We start from the raw sequence: 19180 nt of genomic DNA, 5'->3' as shown, positions 1-19180 counted from the left end.
TCTTTTATTTAAATAATAAATTTTTTAATCTGTGATTAAGATCGCATAAAAAATGTAATCGTTTTCAATTGATGAGGCGAATTAAGTATTGGATAATTAAGAAACATAAAATGTAAAATGATTATGCGAAATATCCAATTTTTATGTTATTATGTAATTATTTATGGATGATTAGTTGAAATTTTATGAAGAAACAAAATATTTTTACCTTAATTTCTCTTATTGCAGTTGCTTTTAGTGCAAATGCTGTTGATAAATATGTTATTGATGAGGTTGATGTTTACTTACGTCGTGGTCCTAGCCAACAACATGCTTTCACAAATACGATCAAAAGTGGTTCAAAAGTCAATGCGCTTGAAAGAAGTGCGGATGGTAAATACACTAAGCTGCTGCTGAAAAGTGGCAATGTGGCATGGATCGAAACCAATAAATTAAGCGATACACCAAGCCTTAAAGAGCGTATTCCTTATTTGGAAGCTAAAATAGCCGAATACAAAGATAAAGTTGATAATGCGGATAAATATCAACAGAAATTAGTGACCGACTATGTGCAACAATTACGAACCACAGAAGAATTAGTTCAGAACTTGAAAAATAAAAATATCGAATTGGAAAAACAAGTAAAAGAACAAGCAGCAATGTTAGACTCAATGTTAAATCAAGTAGATGATAAGCGACGTGACTTAATTGTGACTTGGTTTACTTATGGTGGTCTTGTTGCAGGTGGTGGACTTATCTTAGGTCTTATTTTACCTATTATTATGCCTCGCCGAAGTAAAAAAGACCGTTGGATGCGTTAGATGAGTGAAGTCTATCTTGTTGGTGGAGCAGTTCGGGATAGATTATTAGGTCTGCCAGTTTTCGATCGAGATTGGGTTGTCGTTGGCGCAACCCCCGAAGAACTTATTTCGTTAGGTTTTGAGCAAGTCGGTCGAGACTTTCCGGTATTTTTACATCCAAAAACGAAAGAAGAATATGCTTTAGCGCGTACTGAACGTAAATCAGGAAAAGGGTATTGTGGCTTTATTTGTGATTTCAGTAAAGAAATTACCTTAGAACAAGATTTAATTCGTCGGGATCTCACCATCAATGCTATTGCCATGGATGAGCAGGGGAATATTGTCGATCCTTACCATGGCGTAGATGATATTAATCAAAGATTGTTGCGTCATGTTTCAAGTGCTTTTCGCGAAGATCCCTTACGTGTTTTACGCGTAGCCCGTTTTGCTGCTCGGTATCATCATTTAGGATTTACAATCGCTCAAGAAACAATGGATCTTATGAAAGAGATGATATCCATAGGCGAAATAAGCTATCTCACTCCTGAAAGAGTGTGGAAAGAAACGGAAAAAGCATTAGCCAGCGAAAATCCACAAATTTATTTCCAAGTCCTTGAGCAATGCGGAGCACTTCAAATTTTATTTCCTGAATTAGTGTTAACGACCAATATAATCTATGCTTTAAAAAAATCAGTAAATCTTACCCATGAGTTAACTGTGCGTTTTGGCGTTTTATGTGGTGATTTAATCAGTAAAGATTCCGTTGAACGTTTATGTAAACAGATAAAAGCACCAACTTCATTTTCTAAAATTGCCAAAATAGTTCAACAATACAGAAAGGTTGTTAGTCATATAACAGTGCAAAGCGCTTCACAAATTTTAGAATTATTAAATGGTATTGATGTTTGGCGTCATCCTCATCATTTAAAGCAATTGATTATTGCCAGTGAAGCTTTCAATGAAAGCGCAACTTATCCGCAAGCTCAATATCTTGAACATGCTTATAATTTAGCCTATAGTGTGAATGTGCAGGAAATTATTGCTCAAGGGTTTACTGGACAATCCATTAATCTTGAGTTGCAAAAAAGGCGAATTGAAGTGATATTAAACTGGATTCGCTTGCAACTTAATCAATCATAACTTTTTTTTAAAATATCTAAAAAAAAGGGTTGACGATTTGCCTCAACACAAGCATAATGCGCCTCGCAGTGTTGGTTATGACGTTGCGAATGAAATGGCTACGTAGCTCAGCTGGTTAGAGCACATCACTCATAATGATGGGGTCACAGGTTCGAATCCCGTCGTAGCCACCATTAAGATTAAGTTATACTTTTACCGGAAGTATATCATGCGGGTGTGGCGAAATTGGTAGACGCACCAGATTTAGGTTCTGGCGCCGCGAGGCGTGGGGGTTCAAGTCCCTTCACCCGCACCATTTTAATCTTAATGTTATCCTTTATTGGGGTATAGCCAAGCGGTAAGGCAGCGGGTTTTGATCCCGCCACGCCCAGGTTCGAATCCTGGTACCCCAGCCATTCCAATCTGCATATTTTGATATCTATTAGTTAATCTGTTTTATCTCTGTTTGTTACTTTCTTGAGTATTCCAATACGGGTATGGCGGAATTGGTAGACGCGCTAGATTCAGGTTCTAGTTCCGAAAAGGTGTGCGAGTTCAAATCTCACTACCCGTACCACTAGATATCTTTTTCCTGAATAATATTGGGGTATAGCCAAGCGGTAAGGCAGCGGGTTTTGATCCCGCCATGCCCAGGTTCGAATCCTGGTACCCCAGCCATTTATTCTTCTTTTCTTATTACAAAGAATCAATCGCTTCTATTTTCCAATAAGATCTAAATTTAAATTTCAATAAATTTTGTTCAAATTGGCATCGCTTCAGTAAACTTCAATATTTTATATTTTAAAAAAATTAATTTATCACTATTATTTTTTAAATCATCAGTTCAAATAAGCGTATGATTACAGCAAAATCCTCGAACAGACGCGTTATCATTTAAGCACACAAACAAAATTGATCGGTTCATCTTTCGCTAACCATTCAATCGCACCAATAGATGGCCCCACTGCATATTGATGATTAGTATCTCTTTCTTCCGATGTCCAATATAAAATATTTTTAGGAAAGTTATTACCCGGATAAGCATGGTAATACTGGTTTTGTTCATTGGTGATATCGCCCCATTCAGCAAAAAGACTCTTTCCAACTTTTCGATAATAATGGTTACTCTTGATTGCCAAACAATTGTTAGAGTTGTTATCTGATTTACATGCTCCAGAAGTGATAATTGTTTGATCACTATTGGTAAAGTCTTCAATCGTTGGAACAACATAATTGCCTTGGCAAGCTAGTGCACTTTGGTCATAAGTGGTTGCATTCAAATCAGACGTAGCAAACCATTTATTAATTGTAAAAGTGTATATTTCGTTCCCATTGGACTTGATTGAAAAAGTAGGCTTGTCGGTCGCTTTTCCGGATAAATGAAATTGCAGAGAAGTATTAACTAAGTAGTCATCAATATCATTGTTTTTAAGAAGATTAGTTGTCAGATTTACACCATTTGAATTTGTCGATGTTGAAATGGTGGATAAATCAAATGGAACACCTGCAAAAGACATGGTGAATTGAGCATGGTCAAACCCAGTTGTTGGAAAACCTTTTGAACGCACCTTATTAACCAGACCAGAGTCATACGTGTATTCATTATTTTCACCCCAAGTTAGTTTAGCCCAGTCTCCTGTATAATCCCGACCTTCAAAAACAAATGAGTAAGCAATAGAAGGTTTGGCTGCACATACGGTGGGTCTAATTGCATTATAAATAAAAAAGTCCCGTTTAGGCGATGCATAAACTCTGAAGTTTGGTTCTCCAAATTCGGTCACTAAAACAACAGGGCCTGATATTCGAATATAGGGATTCCAACCTAATCGAGCCAATTCACAAAAAGTTCTATTTCTATCTGATTCCAGCAACAAAAAAGATTGATTGATAGAGCGATAAAACCAATCGATTTTTAATCCTGCATCAGGAGGATTTATTTTAATTGGAATATCACCTTCATCATCAGCAACATTATTCCTATCATCGGCAACTAACATAGGGTTAAATGGCAGTATAGTCCCCTCTAATCCATAACTGGATTTTAACAGTGCTAACAGTTGATTGGGTGTGGTTGTGTTTGGATCGACGGCGGAAAATCCAGATTGTTTTATCGCCATGTTTAGATCATTCATTCCCGAATATGTTGCACCTTTGAATTTAACACCAAAATAAATAAAATTTGCTTTATCGTAATCACGAGCACCTTCAACCCCTACTTTGTCAGCTTGAGTAAAATAAGGTGCAGTGCCTTGAATAACTTGCGCTGTTTTAGCACTGAGTGCATCAGTTGTTGAACTAACAAAAATGATGACAAAAGAACTGTGTTTTAATATTTTTTTCGTAACATTGATATATCGTTTAATCCTAACATTTTTTAATAACATACGTTTCCCAACCGTTTTAATGCAGTGATTGAAAATGAGAAAAATCAGGTGTTTCTTAAAATTATGTTTTGTAATGAATTTAGATATATGTTTTTAACAAATAAATTATTAAACAGATAAAGGTTGGCTATTTAAACAGCATTATTCACTATTTAAGTATTGTAAGATTTTATGTTTTCCACGGGTTAAAGTCATTGAGTTCTCTAACACGTGGAAAATGCAATTAAGATATTTTATTTATATAAATTAACATAAACTGTTTGTGCTGTATTGGCTGGGTTGGTTGATACCTCTTTCACGTAATAAAATTGAGCGCCATTTGCAATTGCATGTTTCTGTGCAGCAGCACTTATTTCAGTAGTGTTGTTAAAGACGCCATGGAAAACAATTGTGGTATAAGGTTTCATCGTTTTAAATGCATCACTACTGATTTCATAAGCATCTTCACCTTCAATTGCTTTGGTAACGATATAATCTCTTACTGGCGCATCTTTTTTATATAAAGCCACTTCAACATCTTGAGATTGATTTTTTAGATTAGAAGGCTCGATAGAGCTGATATAAAATGCATAAGCATCTTTATCTGCTGCGATTTTACTTGCTTCAGTGGTGATTTCAGATGTGTTGTTAAAACTTCCTTTAAATTTGACAACTTCAAATGGTAAATAATAAAGTGCTTTGTTACGTTCATAAGCAACTATACCATTATAAGTTGTTTCTTCTTTATTTAATGCAATCGGTGCATTAGATTGATAAATATCAGCATAGACAATAGCAGAATCAGCTGAGCTTGATGTTTCTGCCGCTTCAAGTGCTTTAATATGATAATACTTAGCTCCTGCTTCATCGGCTGCTTTTGAAATATCATCTTCCGCATTTTGTGCTTGCAAATAATTACCTGTTACCGAAATCTCTTTCATTGGAATTAAATTACTACTTTCTTCATCGGTTAAAGGTAAGGCAGCATAAACACTAACGAACGGTAACGATAATACTACAGCTAATGCGATCGATGATTTATTGAAACGTTTCATGATAATACCCTTATTTTTTAAATGATTGAAATTAATAATCAATGTTTAACAATTATTCAATGGGTAGAGATGAAATCTTTAATAGAGAGTGTAGAAATCTTAAGTAGCTCTCAGATGTTGTCTTTTTTTAACTTTCAAAAGTGTTCAGACGTAAAGTTGTTAACGAGAGATAAATTAAACAACGCTATCTATTTAAAATATTTACTGAGTGATTCTCAAGGATTTTTTGTTACATGGACATATTGTTTAGCATTAATTGCTAAAATTACTACAAATTGCTACAAAAAAAGCTTTAATTAAATGAATAATTAAATTGGTTTCGAGTTATCCATTTTAACTAACGACTAATTGTATTGATAAAATTAGATAAAATTTGGGCAGTTAATCCCCAAATAATACGATTATTATATGAATAATACAAGATATTATGCTCCGATCTTTTTTGCCAGTCAGAGCGGATATTTGGTAATAGATGAAAAGGAAAGTTATCTGATGGTTTATGCCCGATTAGCATTACAGCTTGTTGCGGGGGATTTTCAATAAACCAATCAATCGGTACGGTAAATATTTGTTCGACCTCATCCCGATTAAGCTGTAAATTATCAAGGGAATCTATTTTTGCAACAAACGGATAAATGACTAGCCCCAATGTGGCGATAAATTTAGGCATTTTTCCTAAAATAGTCATTTGACTCATTGGGATACCTAATTCTTCAAATGTTTCTCTTTTTGCGGTATATTCTGGATCTAAGTCAGTCAATTCTACCCGACCGCCAGGAAAACAGATATCGCCTGGTTGCCATTTAAGTTTGTTCGATCTGACCTGAAATAACAATTGAGGTTGTTTGCCATCGTTAATAATGGGTAAAAGTACTGCAGCTTTATTATCAATCGAGCTCGCGTTACTATTTGTTTTAAATTGATTCGTAATTTTTTCTATTGTTATCATAATAGTTCACTTAACAAATTTTTATATTTTTTATTCTATTTACCTTCTACTCATAAAATGTTAGATTGAGGCAGTCCGTTAGTAGTACACGTGTTTCATCCAGATAAAGTTATGCTATATTATATTAATAACATAAAAAAAGAACTTAAAGATCTTGTCCATCTAAAACATGAACGTGCTTTGACTGGGATGTCAATTGAGTTTCAACGTGTATTTTCTTTGCTACCCGCCATTTTTCATTTTCATCACCCTAAATTGCCCGGCTATCTTGCTGAAGATACTCCATCAGGAATCGCTTATTACCAGACAACCGATGAGATTTGTTTGCAACTCAAGAACTGTTTTGAATTTGAGGCTATTCCAAATGTGAACAATCCCGAAATATCGGCACTCTACTCCATGGGTAGTACATGTTCCATTGGACAATCAGTCGAATCCGATTTAGATATTTGGCTTTGTATTGAAAATAATTTATCCGAAAAAAGAAAGCAAGCCTTAATTGAAAAATGTCGTTTAGTCGAAAATTGGGCTAAAGAACAAAATGTAAAATTAACCTTATTTGTCGTTGATGTGGATCGCTTCATCAATAAACATCATGAATGTTTAATGGGGGAAAATTGTGGTTCTGCGCAACACATTTTATTACTTGAGGAATTTTATCGAACAGCCACACTATTAGCAGGAAAATATTTGTTATGGTTTGTGGTGCCCTATAACTTCACCGTGAATAACGTTAGCTATTCGACTTATGAACAGTGTGTGAATGCTTTGGTTGATTCAAAGCTAATTAAGCGGGAAGAGTGGATCGATTTTGGACCTTTAACAGGTCTTTCTGCTGAAGAGTATTTTGGAGCCAGTTTATGGCAACTCTACAAAAGTATCGATTCTCCTTTTAAAGCGGTGCTCAAAACGTTACTACTAGAAGCTTATTCTTGGATATATCCGCAAAATAGCCCCATAGCTTATGAAATGCGAGAATGTATCCAAAAATCGCTAACTCAAAAGGGAATAAATTTAGATTCTTACTATATGCTTTTAGATAGGATCACTCAATATTTAATCGAGATTAAAGATTTTGAAAGGCTGGATCTGATCAGAATCTGTTTTTATCTAAAAGTAAACGAAAAACTTTCTCAAACAAAAAAAGCTGTTTCATGGCGTCGGGACGTTTTGAATGATCTGGTAAAAGAGTGGGGCTGGACGTCAGAGCGTTTAGCTAAATTGGATGCGAGTCATACCTGGAAGATAGAGCAAGTTCGAGAAATGCATGAAATATTACTGCAAACCATGATGACAGGATACCGAAATTTACTTAATTTTGGGCGCCGTAATAATTTGGATTCTCTCATTAGTCCACAAGATATGGCAATTTTAACTCGCAAGCTTTATGCTTCTTTTGAAGTATTACCCGGAAAAATAACGACGTTAAAGTTAAATATTGCTAATAATTTGCAAGAACAAACATTAACGTTTATCCACGTAAAAGAAGATAGAATTAATCGTGCCGGTTGGTATGTGTATAATCAAAAACCGGTATTAAACTCAATTTCAGGTCATCAATATTTAGAATATAGTAAATATCTGGTTAAACTAGTCGGTTGGTGTTATTTTAATGGCTTAATCTCAGATAAAACTCAATTTTACTGTCATAACGGTGAAAAAAGAGATAACTCGAAAATCAATAAATTAATTGAAAACTTAAAAGAATATTTTCCTATAGAAATTCCAAAGGCGACGGAAGAACAGTTATATGGGCCTTGTGAAATTCGTCATTTAGCAATCATGTTAAATCTTGAAGATGATCCTAGTACTAATCTAGATTTTGAATTTGAGTTTAGCAACAATGTGTTAAATTACGGAAAAAAAGAGTTAAGTTTAGTGGGATCAGTTGATTTGCTTTATCGCAATTCATGGAATGAAATACGTGTACTACATTTTAGCGGAGCGTTGTGCGTACTGGAAGCGATTAAAACGTTATTAAATCGCATGCACAAAGATGCGGATTTACCTAATCCTATGGAAATTTTTTGCTACAGTAAATATTTAGGTAATGAAATTAAGCAACAAATGAAAACATTAATGGATGAATGTATAGAATTACGATTAACCACGACACAAAATAATTCGACACAAGTTAAACCATTACGGATAGGTGGTTCTTCATGGTATCTCTTTTTTGAAAGGTTAGGGGTCTCTTTTCATCAGTTTGATAATGCAATCGATTTTTATGGGGCAGTATCGAACAATAAAGTACAAGGTCGCCCGTTAAATATTTTGGATCAAACAAATGAGTTACCAAAAGAAATTGACAGTGTTGCCTATGAGGGAATCATTCAATTCTTTTTTGAAGATACCGATTCAGGATTCGATCTTTACATTTTGAATGAAAATAACCAAATAGAAATTTACCGTAATTGCAACGGCACAAAGGAGAGTATGGTTAAAGATATAAATGATTTTTATGTGCTATCCGATGATCGTTTTACCTTTAAAACGAGTAGTTCAGTCAATTTTAATCTACCTCAATTCTACCAAATCACCTATAATGATGCTGGTAAGCGTGAGATCTTTTTATTAAATTAGAATTATTTAAAATGTCATTACACAATAGTGTTATGAAAAATAGTTAAATAAATCAACTGGTTTTAATTTTAAAAAACTTTAATCTAATTATTAATAGATCCCAAAATAAAATTTCTATTAAAATAATGGAACTTTTTTTTAATTTAAGAATCTAACTGTGTGAGTGCAGCGTTTTGGCCGAGCAACAGTTATTAACATAATGAGGAATGGCCTTTAATGGGGGAGCAAGTAACAGACCAAGTTTTAGTTGACCGTGTATTAAACGGAGATAAAAATGCGTTCAATTTACTTGTGGTTCGTTATCAAAATAAATTGTCTCACTTGGTTTCTCGTTATGTACTCGCTTCTGAAGTGCCAGATGTTGTACAAGAAACCTTTATCAAAGCTTATCGTTCGTTAAGCTTATTTAAAGGGGAAAGTGTTTTTTACACATGGTTATACCGCATAGCGGTTAACACAGCAAAGAATTATTTAACGTCTCAAGGTCGAAGACCACCTTCATCGGATATTGATGCAAGCGAGGCGGAAAGTTATGAAGGAGCTGATTCGCTCAGGGATCTTGATAATCCTGAGAATTTAGCGCTTTCTGATGAAGTTAAAAAAGCCGTATTTGAAGCAATTGATGCGCTTCCTGATGATTTAAGAATAGCAATTACATTACGTGAAATTGATGGTTTAAGTTATGAGGAGATTGCAGAAATAATGGATACGCCGGTTGGAACAGTGAGATCACGCATTTTTAGAGCAAGAGATGCGATTGATGAAAAATTAAAACCATTAATTGGTTGAATACAAAATGATAATGAGTAGTCATAAATTTAAGGTATCTACTATGCGAATTGAACAGAAAGAGCAACTTTCATTGCTTATGGATGGCGAGTTTACAAGTGATCATTTCATTGATGAAATATCAAATGATGAAAGCCTTCAATCATGTTGGCATCGCTATCATATTGCCAGAGAAGCAATGCGTGGTGACTTGCATAGTAGCGCATTAACTTTGGATATTTCTAAACAAGTGGCAAACGCCATTGCTAAAGAAGATATCTATAACAAATTAACCAATCAACCTAATCAGGATGAAATATCGCGACCAAATAAACAAAATCTTATTTGGATTCGTCTCAAAGACGTCATGGCAAAAGTCAGTCAAGTTGGTCTTGCTGCTTGCGTTACTTTAGCGATTATTGCGGGTGTACAATATCAACAACGTCAATCTGATAGTGATAGTAATATTCCAACTTTAAATACCATCCCTGTTGGTGTCAATGTTGCGCCTGTTGGAGGACTACAGCAACAAAATGATCAGCAACTTTTAGAAAAAAGACAATATGATAAAATCAGATTACTTGTACAAGATTATGAACTGCAAAAAAGGTTAAATGCTCAGTAATCCGAAATGAAATTAAAATTTTATTCAAATTTCCAAACAATGATAAAACAGAGTAGCTATATATTTGCTAGTCTGTTTTTTCTGTTATTGTCCCTGTCAATTCAAGCTAGTGAAAATAATGATCCAGTCGCTCTGCTTAATAAAATGAGCAAGGCAGTGCAAACTCAAGATTATCAAATTCACTTTTTATCACAAGATAAAAATCAATACGTTACTACATATGAATATACGCATTTAGGTGCGGAAAATAAAAAAGATGTCAAAGCATTGTTACTTTATCTTGAAGGTGCTGCGAGAGAAATTATTTTACATGAAAACGTCATTAGCTACTTCCAACCGGATAGCGAATCCTTTTCGATAAGCAGTTCACGAATTGTTGAGGCTTTCCCAGATATTATATATAACAATTTTAATGAACTTACCGATGTATATGACTTTACTTTATTAGGAAAAACACGGACAGCAAATCGTAGCGTACAATTGGTTAAAATGGTCGCAAAAGATAAAGATCGTTATAGCTATGTTATTTGGGTTGATGATGAAATTTACCTACCGATTCGTATAGATTTATTAGATCAACATAGCGAAATTATCAGCCAACTTAAAGTAGTCGATCTCGACGAAAATTTTGATAAAAAAGCAGTAAAGGAATACATCGAAACTCGAAGCTACCCTATTTTATTATCTATTGAAAAACAAGAAAACGTACTCGATTCATGGCGATTAGCATGGCTACCCAAAGGATTTAAAGAAGTGGCAGCATATAATGTCAATTTTTATAATTCAGATATAGCCACAAAGCTTTTTTCAGATGGCGTTTTTTCATTTACAGTCAATGTTTCTTCCGAAAAAGCAAATCAGGCTAATCAGTTTATCCAACAAGGTGGACGAACCATTTTTTCAACCAATATTGCTAAAAAGAATATTATCATTATTGGTAATCTACCGCGAACGACTATAGAACGTATTGCACAAAATATTATTGAGAAATAGTGGTTAACTTCTCGATAACGCTATGCTTAGCAGTGATAAATGTGTAAAATGCTACTCTTTCTAGCTTTATAATTATTATGAGATACTGTTTATCACTATTCGGTATTTAAATAGTTAATTGTTTACAACTAAAATACAAAATATAATTTATTGATATGAATAAAAATATCCGCAATTTTTCAATTATTGCTCATATTGACCATGGTAAATCTACACTTTCAGACCGCATCATACAAATTTGTGGAGGCCTTTCTGATCGTGAAATGGCAGCACAAGTTTTAGATTCAATGGATCTTGAACGTGAACGTGGTATAACAATTAAAGCACAAAGTGTTACGCTCGATTATCATGCAAAAAATGGTGAGACATATCAGCTTAATTTTATTGACACCCCCGGTCATGTTGACTTCTCTTACGAAGTATCGCGATCGTTAGCGGCTTGTGAAGGGGCGTTGTTAGTGGTTGATGCAGGTCAAGGCGTTGAAGCACAAACTCTGGCAAACTGTTATACCGCTTTAGATATGAATCTTGAAGTTGTCCCAGTGCTAAATAAAATTGATTTGCCCGCTGCTGAGCCGGAACGTGTGGCAGAAGAAATCGAAGATATTGTTGGTATTGATGCCTCTAATGCTGTTCGCTGTTCAGCAAAAACAGGTGTGGGGGTTATTGATGTACTCGAACAATTGGTTAATGATATTCCGCCACCTGAAGGCGATTCAAATGCACCTTTGCAGGCATTGATAATTGATTCATGGTTTGATAATTATCTTGGTGTTGTGTCTTTAATTCGCATTAAAAATGGTGAACTAAAGAAAGGGGATAAAATCAAAGTGATGAGCACAGGAATGACTTACAATGTTGATCGCCTTGGAATATTTACCCCAAAACAAGTCGACAAAACCTGTTTACAATGTGGTGAAGTAGGTTGGGTTGTCTGTGCAATTAAAGATATTTTAGGGGCTCCTGTTGGTGATACATTAACATCTGCTAAAACGCCAGCAGAAAACCCATTACCGGGGTTCAAAAAAGTAAAACCCCAGGTTTATGCTGGGTTATTCCCGACTAGTTCGGATGATTATGAAGCCTTTCGTGATGCACTTGGAAAATTAAGCCTAAATGATGCATCGCTATTTTATGAGCCAGAAAACTCAGGTGCATTAGGGTTTGGTTTCCGTTGTGGTTTCCTTGGATTATTACACATGGAAATCATTCAAGAGCGGTTAGAGCGTGAATACAACTTAGATTTGATTACGACAGCGCCAACAGTAGTTTACGAAGTGCTGACAACGTCAAACGAGATAATCTATGTTGACAGCCCTGCTAAATTACCTGCTGTTAACAATATTCAAGAATTGCGTGAGCCTATTGCCGAGTGTAACATTTTGGTACCACAGACTTATCTTGGCAATGTTATTACACTTTGTGTTGAAAAGCGTGGAGTACAAACGCATATGGTTTATCATGGAAATCAGGTAGCGCTAACCTATGAAATCCCTATGACCGAAGTGGTTTTAGATTTCTTTGACAAGTTAAAGTCAACTTCTCGTGGTTATGCTTCATTGGATTACAGTTTCAAACGTTTCCAAGTTGCCGATATGGTCAGGTTAGATGTACTTATTAACGGAGAACGTGTCGATGCGTTAGCGTTAATCACTCATAAGGACAATGCACCTTATCGCGGTCGCGAATTAGTTGAAAAAATGAAAGATTTAATTCCACGTCAACAATTTGATATTGCTATTCAAGCAGCAATCGGAAATCATATCATTGCTCGTTCAACCGTTAAGCAATTACGTAAAAATGTATTAGCAAAATGTTATGGTGGTGACGTTAGTCGTAAGAAAAAACTTTTACAAAAGCAAAAAGAGGGTAAAAAACGCATGAAACAAGTGGGTAATGTTGAATTACCACAAGAAGCGTTTTTAGCTATTTTACATGTCGGTAAAGATTAACCAGTAAAAGAGGAAAAAAAATGGCTAATACATTCGCCATCATATTAACAATAGCAACATTGATAACAGGTATCTTTTGGTTTTTAGAAAAATACCGCTGGAAGCCTGCAAGACAGCGTAAAGTTGAGGAAGTCCGTAAACAATGCAATGGTGAAATCGATGGAAAAGTGCTGGCTGAAGTCGGTAAACCAAAAGGTTGGGTAGAGAATTTAGCCTCATTTTTCCCCGTTCTTTTTGTTGTATTTTTCATCCGCTCGTTTCTATATGAACCGTTTCAGATTCCGTCTGGTTCGATGATGCAGACACTTTTGATTGGTGATTTTATTGCTGTTCAGAAATATTCTTATGGATTGCGTGATCCCATTACTAATACGGTCATTATATCGACAGGGCACCCTAAACGCGGAGATGTTGCCGTTTTTAAACACCCAGATGGTTCAAAAATGGATTTAATTAAGCGTGTAGTTGGCTTGCCTGGTGATAAAATTGTTTACTCAGTTCAAGACAAAAAACTCTTTATTTATCCTGCTTGCCAAAGTAGTGATACCAACTGTGTAGGGCAAAAAACGCAACCACTGGATTTACATTACAGTGAACCAAAATTAAGTAATTGGAAACAAGTTTATCAGCAATTCAAATCAGGGCCTAATTTTTATACTTTAGAACAGTATAAAGAAAAAGGGATTGCTGATTCAAACTCTGTCGAATCATTAAATATAAACATACAGCAAGAAACACTGGGTGAGAAACCACACGATATTTTAACAACGGAAAACATAATTGAAAAACCTCAATACTTCTTCCATCAAAATGGACAACCGCTTGCGACTTGGGTTGTACCGGAAGGCAATTACTTTATGATGGGTGATAATCGTGATAACAGTGGCGACAGCCGTTATTTCGGATTCGTGCCTGAATCAAACTTCGTTGGTAAAGCGACAGCAATATGGATTAGCTTTGAAAAACAACCCGATGAATGGCCTACGGGGATTCGCTTTAGCCGTATTGGAGGCATACACTAGTCGCCATGAGTATTAAAAATTTAAAATCTTTGCAACAGTCGATTGGCTATCAGTTTCAAAACCTTTCGTTACTTGAATTAGCCTTAACTCATCGAAGTGCGAATAAACGACATAACGAACGCCTAGAGTTTCTAGGCGATTCTATTTTAAGCTTTGCCATTGCAGACGATCTTTTTCATCGATTTAAGCAGCAAGATGAAGGCGATTTAAGTCAGATGCGAGCAAGCTTAGTTTGTGGCACAACATTGGCTGAAATAGGTAAAGCATTCAATTTAGGAAATTATCTGACCTTAGGACAAGGTGAATTAAAAAGCGGTGGTTTTCGTCGGGAATCAATTATCGCTGATGCAGTTGAAGCCATTATTGGTGCGATCTATTTAGATAGTAATATTGAAAATGTCAGGCGGTTAATACTGTCTTGGTATCAGAGCCGGTTAGCAGAAATTAAGCCGGGCGTGAAACAAAAAGATTCAAAAACAAGACTTCAAGAATACTTACAAGGTATACATCAAGAACGTCCCTGTTATTTGATCCTTGAAGTTACAGGTGATAAACACGAGCAAGAATTTTTGATTCAATGCAAACTTGAAAATGATGATCATCAATATTTAGGGCGAGGACTTAGTCGCCGTAAAGCCGAACAAGCTGCTGCTCAACAAGCACTCAATCAATTAGGTATAAAATGAAAGAAACAACACAACATTGTGGATTCGTTGCCATTGTAGGTCGACCAAATGTCGGCAAATCAACATTATTAAATCAATTATTAGGTCAAAAAGTTTCAATTACCTCGCGTAAAGCTCAAACAACACGTCATCGTATAGTGGGCATTGATACTCAAGGTAATGACCAAATAATTTATATCGATACACCCGGTCTTCACATTGAAGAAAAAAGAGCAATTAACCGCCTCATGAATCGAGCGGCGAGTAGTTCTATTGGTGATGTAGAGTTGGTGATTTTTGTCGTTGAAGGTACGCACTGGACCGATGATGACGAAATGGTTGCCAATAAACTGAAAGATTGTAAATCGCCTGTTTTATTAGTGATCAATAAAATTGATAATGTTACCGATAAAACCCAATTGTTACCTCATATTCAAGAAATCAGCCAAAAAATCAATTTTCTTGATGTCGTACCAATTAGCGCTGAAAAGGGTGAAGGCATTGATATCATCAAAGATATTGTAAAAAAACATTTACCGGTTGGTGAACACCATTTTCCAGAAGATTACATTACTGACCGATCGCAACGGTTTATGGCATCTGAAATCATTCGTGAAAAATTAATGCGTTTTTTAGGGGATGAATTGCCTTATTCGGTAACCGTTGAAATCGAACAATTCAAAGTTGATGAACGAACTGGCATGTATCGAATCAATGGTCTAATATTGGTCGAACGTGATGGTCAAAAGAAAATGGTTATCGGCAATAAAGGTGAAAAGATCAAAAAAATTGGGATTGAAGCACGTAAAGATATGCAATCTTTTTTTGATACCAAGGTTCATTTAGAGTTATGGGTTAAAGTCAAAGCGGGTTGGGCTGATGACGAGCGTGCATTACGCAGTCTTGGCTATAGTGACGATTAAACCTTATTGCTTGGTTATTTAATGAGTTATCAATTTAGTTTAGGTTATTCCGCTTTATTGATAACTCATTTTTTAACCAAATAAATTTTATTGCGATAGGAATACATTAAAACTACCTATTTATCAATTTTTCGGTTACTACCAATCAAACAATACTCTTTATTTTTTAAAATCAGATCACTTTTATAGCTAAAAAAGCTTGTTCTATTTTTCAAGGTAAATTTTCAAATGCTCCATACACTACACTTAAAATGCTAGATTCGCTTTGCAGGATATAATTAAATTTATCAGAATATAAACTAATCACTAAACATCGATGATGCTTTTCTATATAATATCGATTCAATTGATTTGGATTTAAAGTATTAACTTCGGAGCCCCATCATGCAGCAGTTTCGACCTATTCATCGCGCTTTACTTAGCGTATCTGACAAAACCGGTATTATCGAATTTGCCCAAGCTCTTCATCAACGAAACGTTGAACTTCTTTCTACGGGCGGTACCGCTAAATTGCTTATGAAACACAATATTCCCGTCATTGAGGTTTCAGACTATACCGGATTTCCTGAGATGATGGAAGGAAGAGTCAAAACGCTTCATCCTAAAATTCATGGTGGAATTTTAGGGCGGCGAGGTTTAGATGATGATGTGATGCATCAACATCAAATTGCACCGATTGATATGGTCGTGGTTAACTTGTATCCCTTTGCTGACACCGTCGCTAAATCAGATTGCCGTTTAGAAGATGCCGTTGAAAATATTGATATTGGTGGCCCCACCATGGTACGTGCAGCGGCTAAAAATCATCAAGATGTCGCTATTATTGTTGATTACAATGACTATTCGACCATTATTGAATTGCTTGATCAGCAAGATAATTCTCTTAGCTACCCATATCGTTTCAATTTGGCGATTAAAGCTTTTGAACACACAGCAAAATATGATGGCATGATTGCCAACTATTTTGGGCAGTTAGTGCCGCCTTATTATGGTGAAACCGATAAAGTGTCTGGACAATTTCCACGAACATTGAATCTTCAATTTATCAAAAAGCAGGACATGCGTTATGGTGAAAATGCACATCAAAAAGCAGCTTTTTATATTGATGAAGATATAAACGACGTATCAATTGCGGCAGCTAAACAATTACAAGGTAAGGCACTTTCTTATAACAATATTGCGGATGCGGATGCAGCACTTGAATGCGTTAAATCATTTGATAAGCCAGCGTGTGTGATTGTCAAACACGCTAATCCTTGCGGAGTGGCTGTGAGTGACACCCTTTTGAATGCTTACTTAAATGCGTTTAAAACCGATCCAACGTCTGCTTTTGGTGGGATTATTGCTTTTAATCGTTCTTTAGATGCAAAAACGGCAACCAGAGTTATAGAAAACCAATTTGTAGAAGTGATTATAGCACCGTCAATTAATGAAGATGCACTTGCCATAATGCAGACGAAAAAAAATGTACGTGTATTAGCATGTGGTCAATGGTCGCAATCATCGAATAGTCGTTTAGATTTTAAGCGAGTAAATGGTGGACTGTTAGTTCAAGAACATGACTTAAGTATGGTCACCGAAAATCAATTGACAGTGGTGACCAAACGGCAACCAACTAAAAAAGAACTATCTGATGCACTGTTTTGCTGGAAAGTGGCTAAGTTTGTTAAATCCAATGCTATTGTTTATGCCAAAGACAACATGACCATTGGAATTGGAGCAGGACAAATGAGTCGTGTGTATTCGGCTAAAATAGCCGGTATAAAAGCGAAAGATGAAAATTTAGAAGTAGCGGGCTGTGTGGTCGCATCTGATGCATTTTTTCCATTCAGAGACGGCATTGATGCTGCGGCTAAAGTCGGGGTAACTTGTGTCATTCAACCAGGTGGATCTATCCGTGATGATGAGGTTATTCAAGCTGCTAATGAACATAATATTGCAATGATTTTTACTAATATGCGTCATTTTAGACATTGATCGTATAATATAAATGTCAGTTAAGAACAAATTAAAGGAATGGGTATGAAAGTATTAGTTATTGGTAATGGTGGTCGTGAGCATGCTTTAGCATGGAAAGCGGCACAGTCCCCTTTGGTTACAAAAGTTTTTGTCGCACCGGGTAATGCAGGTACAGCACTTGAGCCTAATTTAGAAAATATTAATATCAAAGCAAATGATATTAGTGGATTACTTAATTTTGCCCAGCAACAGCAAATTGATTTAACTATAGTGGGGCCTGAAGTCCCATTAGTACTTGGTGTTGTTGATAGTTTTCAAAAAGCTGGATTAAACATTTTTGGGCCAACTAAATCGGCAGCTCAGCTAGAAGGTTCTAAAGCTTTTACTAAAGATTTTTTAGCGCGTCACCAAATCCCCACAGCTGAATATCAAACTTTTACTGAAATTGATCCTGCCATTGCCTATATACGTGACAAAGGCGCCCCAATTGTGATTAAAGCCGACGGGTTAGCAGCCGGTAAAGGGGTTATTGTTGCCATGACCCTTGAAGAAGCTGAAAATGCTGTACGTGACATGCTAGCGGGTAATGCATTTGGTGATGCGGGTCATCGAGTGGTTATTGAAGAATTTTTAACCGGCGAAGAAGCCAGTTTTATTGTTATGGTTGACGGCAAGCATGTCGAGCCAATGGCAACAAGTCAAGATCATAAGCGAGTTGGTGACGGTGATACGGGTTTAAATACGGGGGGAATGGGCGCTTACTCTCCAGCACCTGTTGTGACAGATGACGTGTTTACCAAAGTTATGGAACAAATTATCTATCCAACTGTAAATGGCATGGCTCAAGAAGGCAATGTTTATGTTGGCTTTTTGTATGCAGGCTTGATGATTGATAAACAGGGTAATCCTAAAGTAATTGAATTTAATTGTCGCTTTGGCGATCCCGAAACCCAACCCATTATGATGCGTATGCAATCAGACTTGATTGAGTTATGTTTGGCGGCGGTAAATGGTCAATTAAGTAAGGTTAAATCCAAGTGGGATAGAAGACCTGCATTAGGTGTCGTTATGGCGGCTGGTGGTTATCCAGGTGAATATAATACTCAAGATACAATCATGGGTTTACCTACCGAATCAACATCTAATTGTAAAGTGTTCCATGCAGGTACCAGTTTTGAAAAAGGGCATGTGTTAACTAACGGTGGTCGTGTGCTTTGTGTCACCGCTTTAGGCGATACAGTATTGGAAGCTCAGCAACGTGCTTATCAACAAGTTGATAAAATCCATTGGCATGGCTGTTTTTACCGTCATGATATCGGTTATCGAGCTATTGAGCGTGAAAAAACACTAAATAGATGAGTAAAAGATTGAATTTATATCATTTATGGACTTAAAAATGCCGAATTAGATTCGGTTTTGATGTTA

General features: G+C 35.9%; 15 protein-coding genes and 5 tRNA genes. 17 read left to right on the top strand and 3 right to left on the bottom strand.

Going from position 1 to position 19180, the window contains the following annotated elements; translation table 11 throughout:
• Nucleotides 1-185: 185 nt before the first annotated feature.
• From ACGH47_RS00775 to ACGH47_RS00745, 7 genes are all read left to right on the top strand, one after another.
• The gene (locus tag ACGH47_RS00775; RefSeq protein WP_411622388.1) at nt 186-800 is read left to right on the top strand and encodes a TIGR04211 family SH3 domain-containing protein; all 615 of its coding nucleotides are present in this window, start codon (nt 186-188) and stop codon (nt 798-800) included.
• Nucleotides 801-1919 (top strand): multifunctional CCA tRNA nucleotidyl transferase/2'3'-cyclic phosphodiesterase/2'nucleotidase/phosphatase, encoded by a 1119-nt coding sequence (locus ACGH47_RS00770; RefSeq protein WP_411599140.1) that lies wholly within the window; start codon nt 801-803, stop codon nt 1917-1919.
• Nucleotides 1920-2015: 96 nt separating this feature from the next.
• Nucleotides 2016-2092: transfer RNA gene (locus ACGH47_RS00765), tRNA-Met, on the top strand.
• A gap of 37 nt (nt 2093-2129) precedes the next feature.
• Nucleotides 2130-2214, top strand: a tRNA-Leu gene (locus tag ACGH47_RS00760).
• Between the two features lie 25 nt (nt 2215-2239).
• Nucleotides 2240-2314, top strand: a tRNA-Gln gene (locus ACGH47_RS00755).
• Nucleotides 2315-2389: 75 nt separating this feature from the next.
• Nucleotides 2390-2475 (top strand) — tRNA-Leu (locus ACGH47_RS00750).
• Nucleotides 2476-2501: 26 nt separating this feature from the next.
• A tRNA-Gln gene (locus ACGH47_RS00745) sits at nt 2502-2576 on the top strand.
• A gap of 212 nt (nt 2577-2788) precedes the next feature.
• Here ACGH47_RS00745 and ACGH47_RS00740 read toward each other — a convergent pair.
• From ACGH47_RS00740 to ACGH47_RS00730, 3 genes are all read right to left on the bottom strand, one after another.
• Nucleotides 2789-4282: a hypothetical protein gene (locus tag ACGH47_RS00740; protein ID WP_411622387.1), complete on the bottom strand. Its 1494-nt coding sequence runs from the start codon at nt 4280-4282 to the stop codon at nt 2789-2791.
• A gap of 233 nt (nt 4283-4515) precedes the next feature.
• Nucleotides 4516-5316 (bottom strand): YdgH/BhsA/McbA-like domain containing protein, encoded by an 801-nt coding sequence (locus ACGH47_RS00735; RefSeq protein ID WP_267350588.1) that lies wholly within the window; start codon nt 5314-5316, stop codon nt 4516-4518.
• Nucleotides 5317-5653: 337 nt separating this feature from the next.
• Nucleotides 5654-6265 (bottom strand): NUDIX hydrolase, encoded by a 612-nt coding sequence (locus ACGH47_RS00730; RefSeq protein WP_267350586.1) that lies wholly within the window; start codon nt 6263-6265, stop codon nt 5654-5656.
• Between the two features lie 111 nt (nt 6266-6376).
• Between ACGH47_RS00730 and ACGH47_RS00725 the strand changes: the two genes are divergently transcribed.
• From ACGH47_RS00725 to purD, 10 genes are all read left to right on the top strand, one after another.
• Nucleotides 6377-8848, top strand: coding sequence for a class I adenylate cyclase (locus ACGH47_RS00725; RefSeq protein ID WP_411622385.1), 2472 nt, complete (start codon nt 6377-6379; stop codon nt 8846-8848).
• Between the two features lie 216 nt (nt 8849-9064).
• Nucleotides 9065-9637, top strand: coding sequence for an RNA polymerase sigma factor RpoE (gene rpoE / locus ACGH47_RS00720; RefSeq protein ID WP_267350583.1), 573 nt, complete (start codon nt 9065-9067; stop codon nt 9635-9637).
• Nucleotides 9638-9680: 43 nt separating this feature from the next.
• The gene (locus ACGH47_RS00715; RefSeq protein ID WP_267350581.1) at nt 9681-10241 is read left to right on the top strand and encodes an RseA family anti-sigma factor; all 561 of its coding nucleotides are present in this window, start codon (nt 9681-9683) and stop codon (nt 10239-10241) included.
• Nucleotides 10242-10247: 6 nt separating this feature from the next.
• Nucleotides 10248-11234, top strand: a complete 987-nt coding sequence (locus ACGH47_RS00710; protein WP_411622384.1) for a MucB/RseB C-terminal domain-containing protein — start codon at nt 10248-10250, stop codon at nt 11232-11234.
• 155 nt (nt 11235-11389) lie between these two features.
• Nucleotides 11390-13186 carry a translation elongation factor 4 gene (gene lepA / locus ACGH47_RS00705; protein WP_065559570.1) on the top strand — a complete coding sequence of 599 codons (1797 nt, stop codon included), beginning with the start codon at nt 11390-11392 and terminating at the stop codon, nt 13184-13186.
• A gap of 20 nt (nt 13187-13206) precedes the next feature.
• Nucleotides 13207-14208, top strand: a complete 1002-nt coding sequence (gene lepB / locus ACGH47_RS00700) for a signal peptidase I (protein ID WP_411622382.1) — start codon at nt 13207-13209, stop codon at nt 14206-14208.
• Between the two features lie 5 nt (nt 14209-14213).
• Nucleotides 14214-14894, top strand: coding sequence for a ribonuclease III (gene rnc, locus ACGH47_RS00695; protein ID WP_267350575.1), 681 nt, complete (start codon nt 14214-14216; stop codon nt 14892-14894).
• Nucleotides 14891-15796: a GTPase Era gene (gene era, locus ACGH47_RS00690; protein ID WP_411622381.1), complete on the top strand. Its 906-nt coding sequence runs from the start codon at nt 14891-14893 to the stop codon at nt 15794-15796. The genes rnc and era overlap by 4 nt, the downstream gene beginning before the upstream one ends.
• 384 nt (nt 15797-16180) lie before the next feature.
• Nucleotides 16181-17773, top strand: coding sequence for a bifunctional phosphoribosylaminoimidazolecarboxamide formyltransferase/IMP cyclohydrolase (gene purH, locus ACGH47_RS00685; RefSeq protein ID WP_411622380.1), 1593 nt, complete (start codon nt 16181-16183; stop codon nt 17771-17773).
• Between the two features lie 45 nt (nt 17774-17818).
• Nucleotides 17819-19114, top strand: coding sequence for a phosphoribosylamine--glycine ligase (purD, locus tag ACGH47_RS00680; protein ID WP_411622379.1), 1296 nt, complete (start codon nt 17819-17821; stop codon nt 19112-19114).
• The last annotated feature ends 66 nt before the right edge of the window (nt 19115-19180 follow it).

This window comes from Gilliamella sp. CG16, assembly GCF_046635785.1.
Taxonomy (GTDB): domain Bacteria; phylum Pseudomonadota; class Gammaproteobacteria; order Enterobacterales; family Orbaceae; genus Gilliamella; species Gilliamella apicola_I.
The sequence above is the reverse complement of the archived record's forward strand: the minus strand, read 5'-3'. Positions and strand labels throughout refer to the sequence as shown.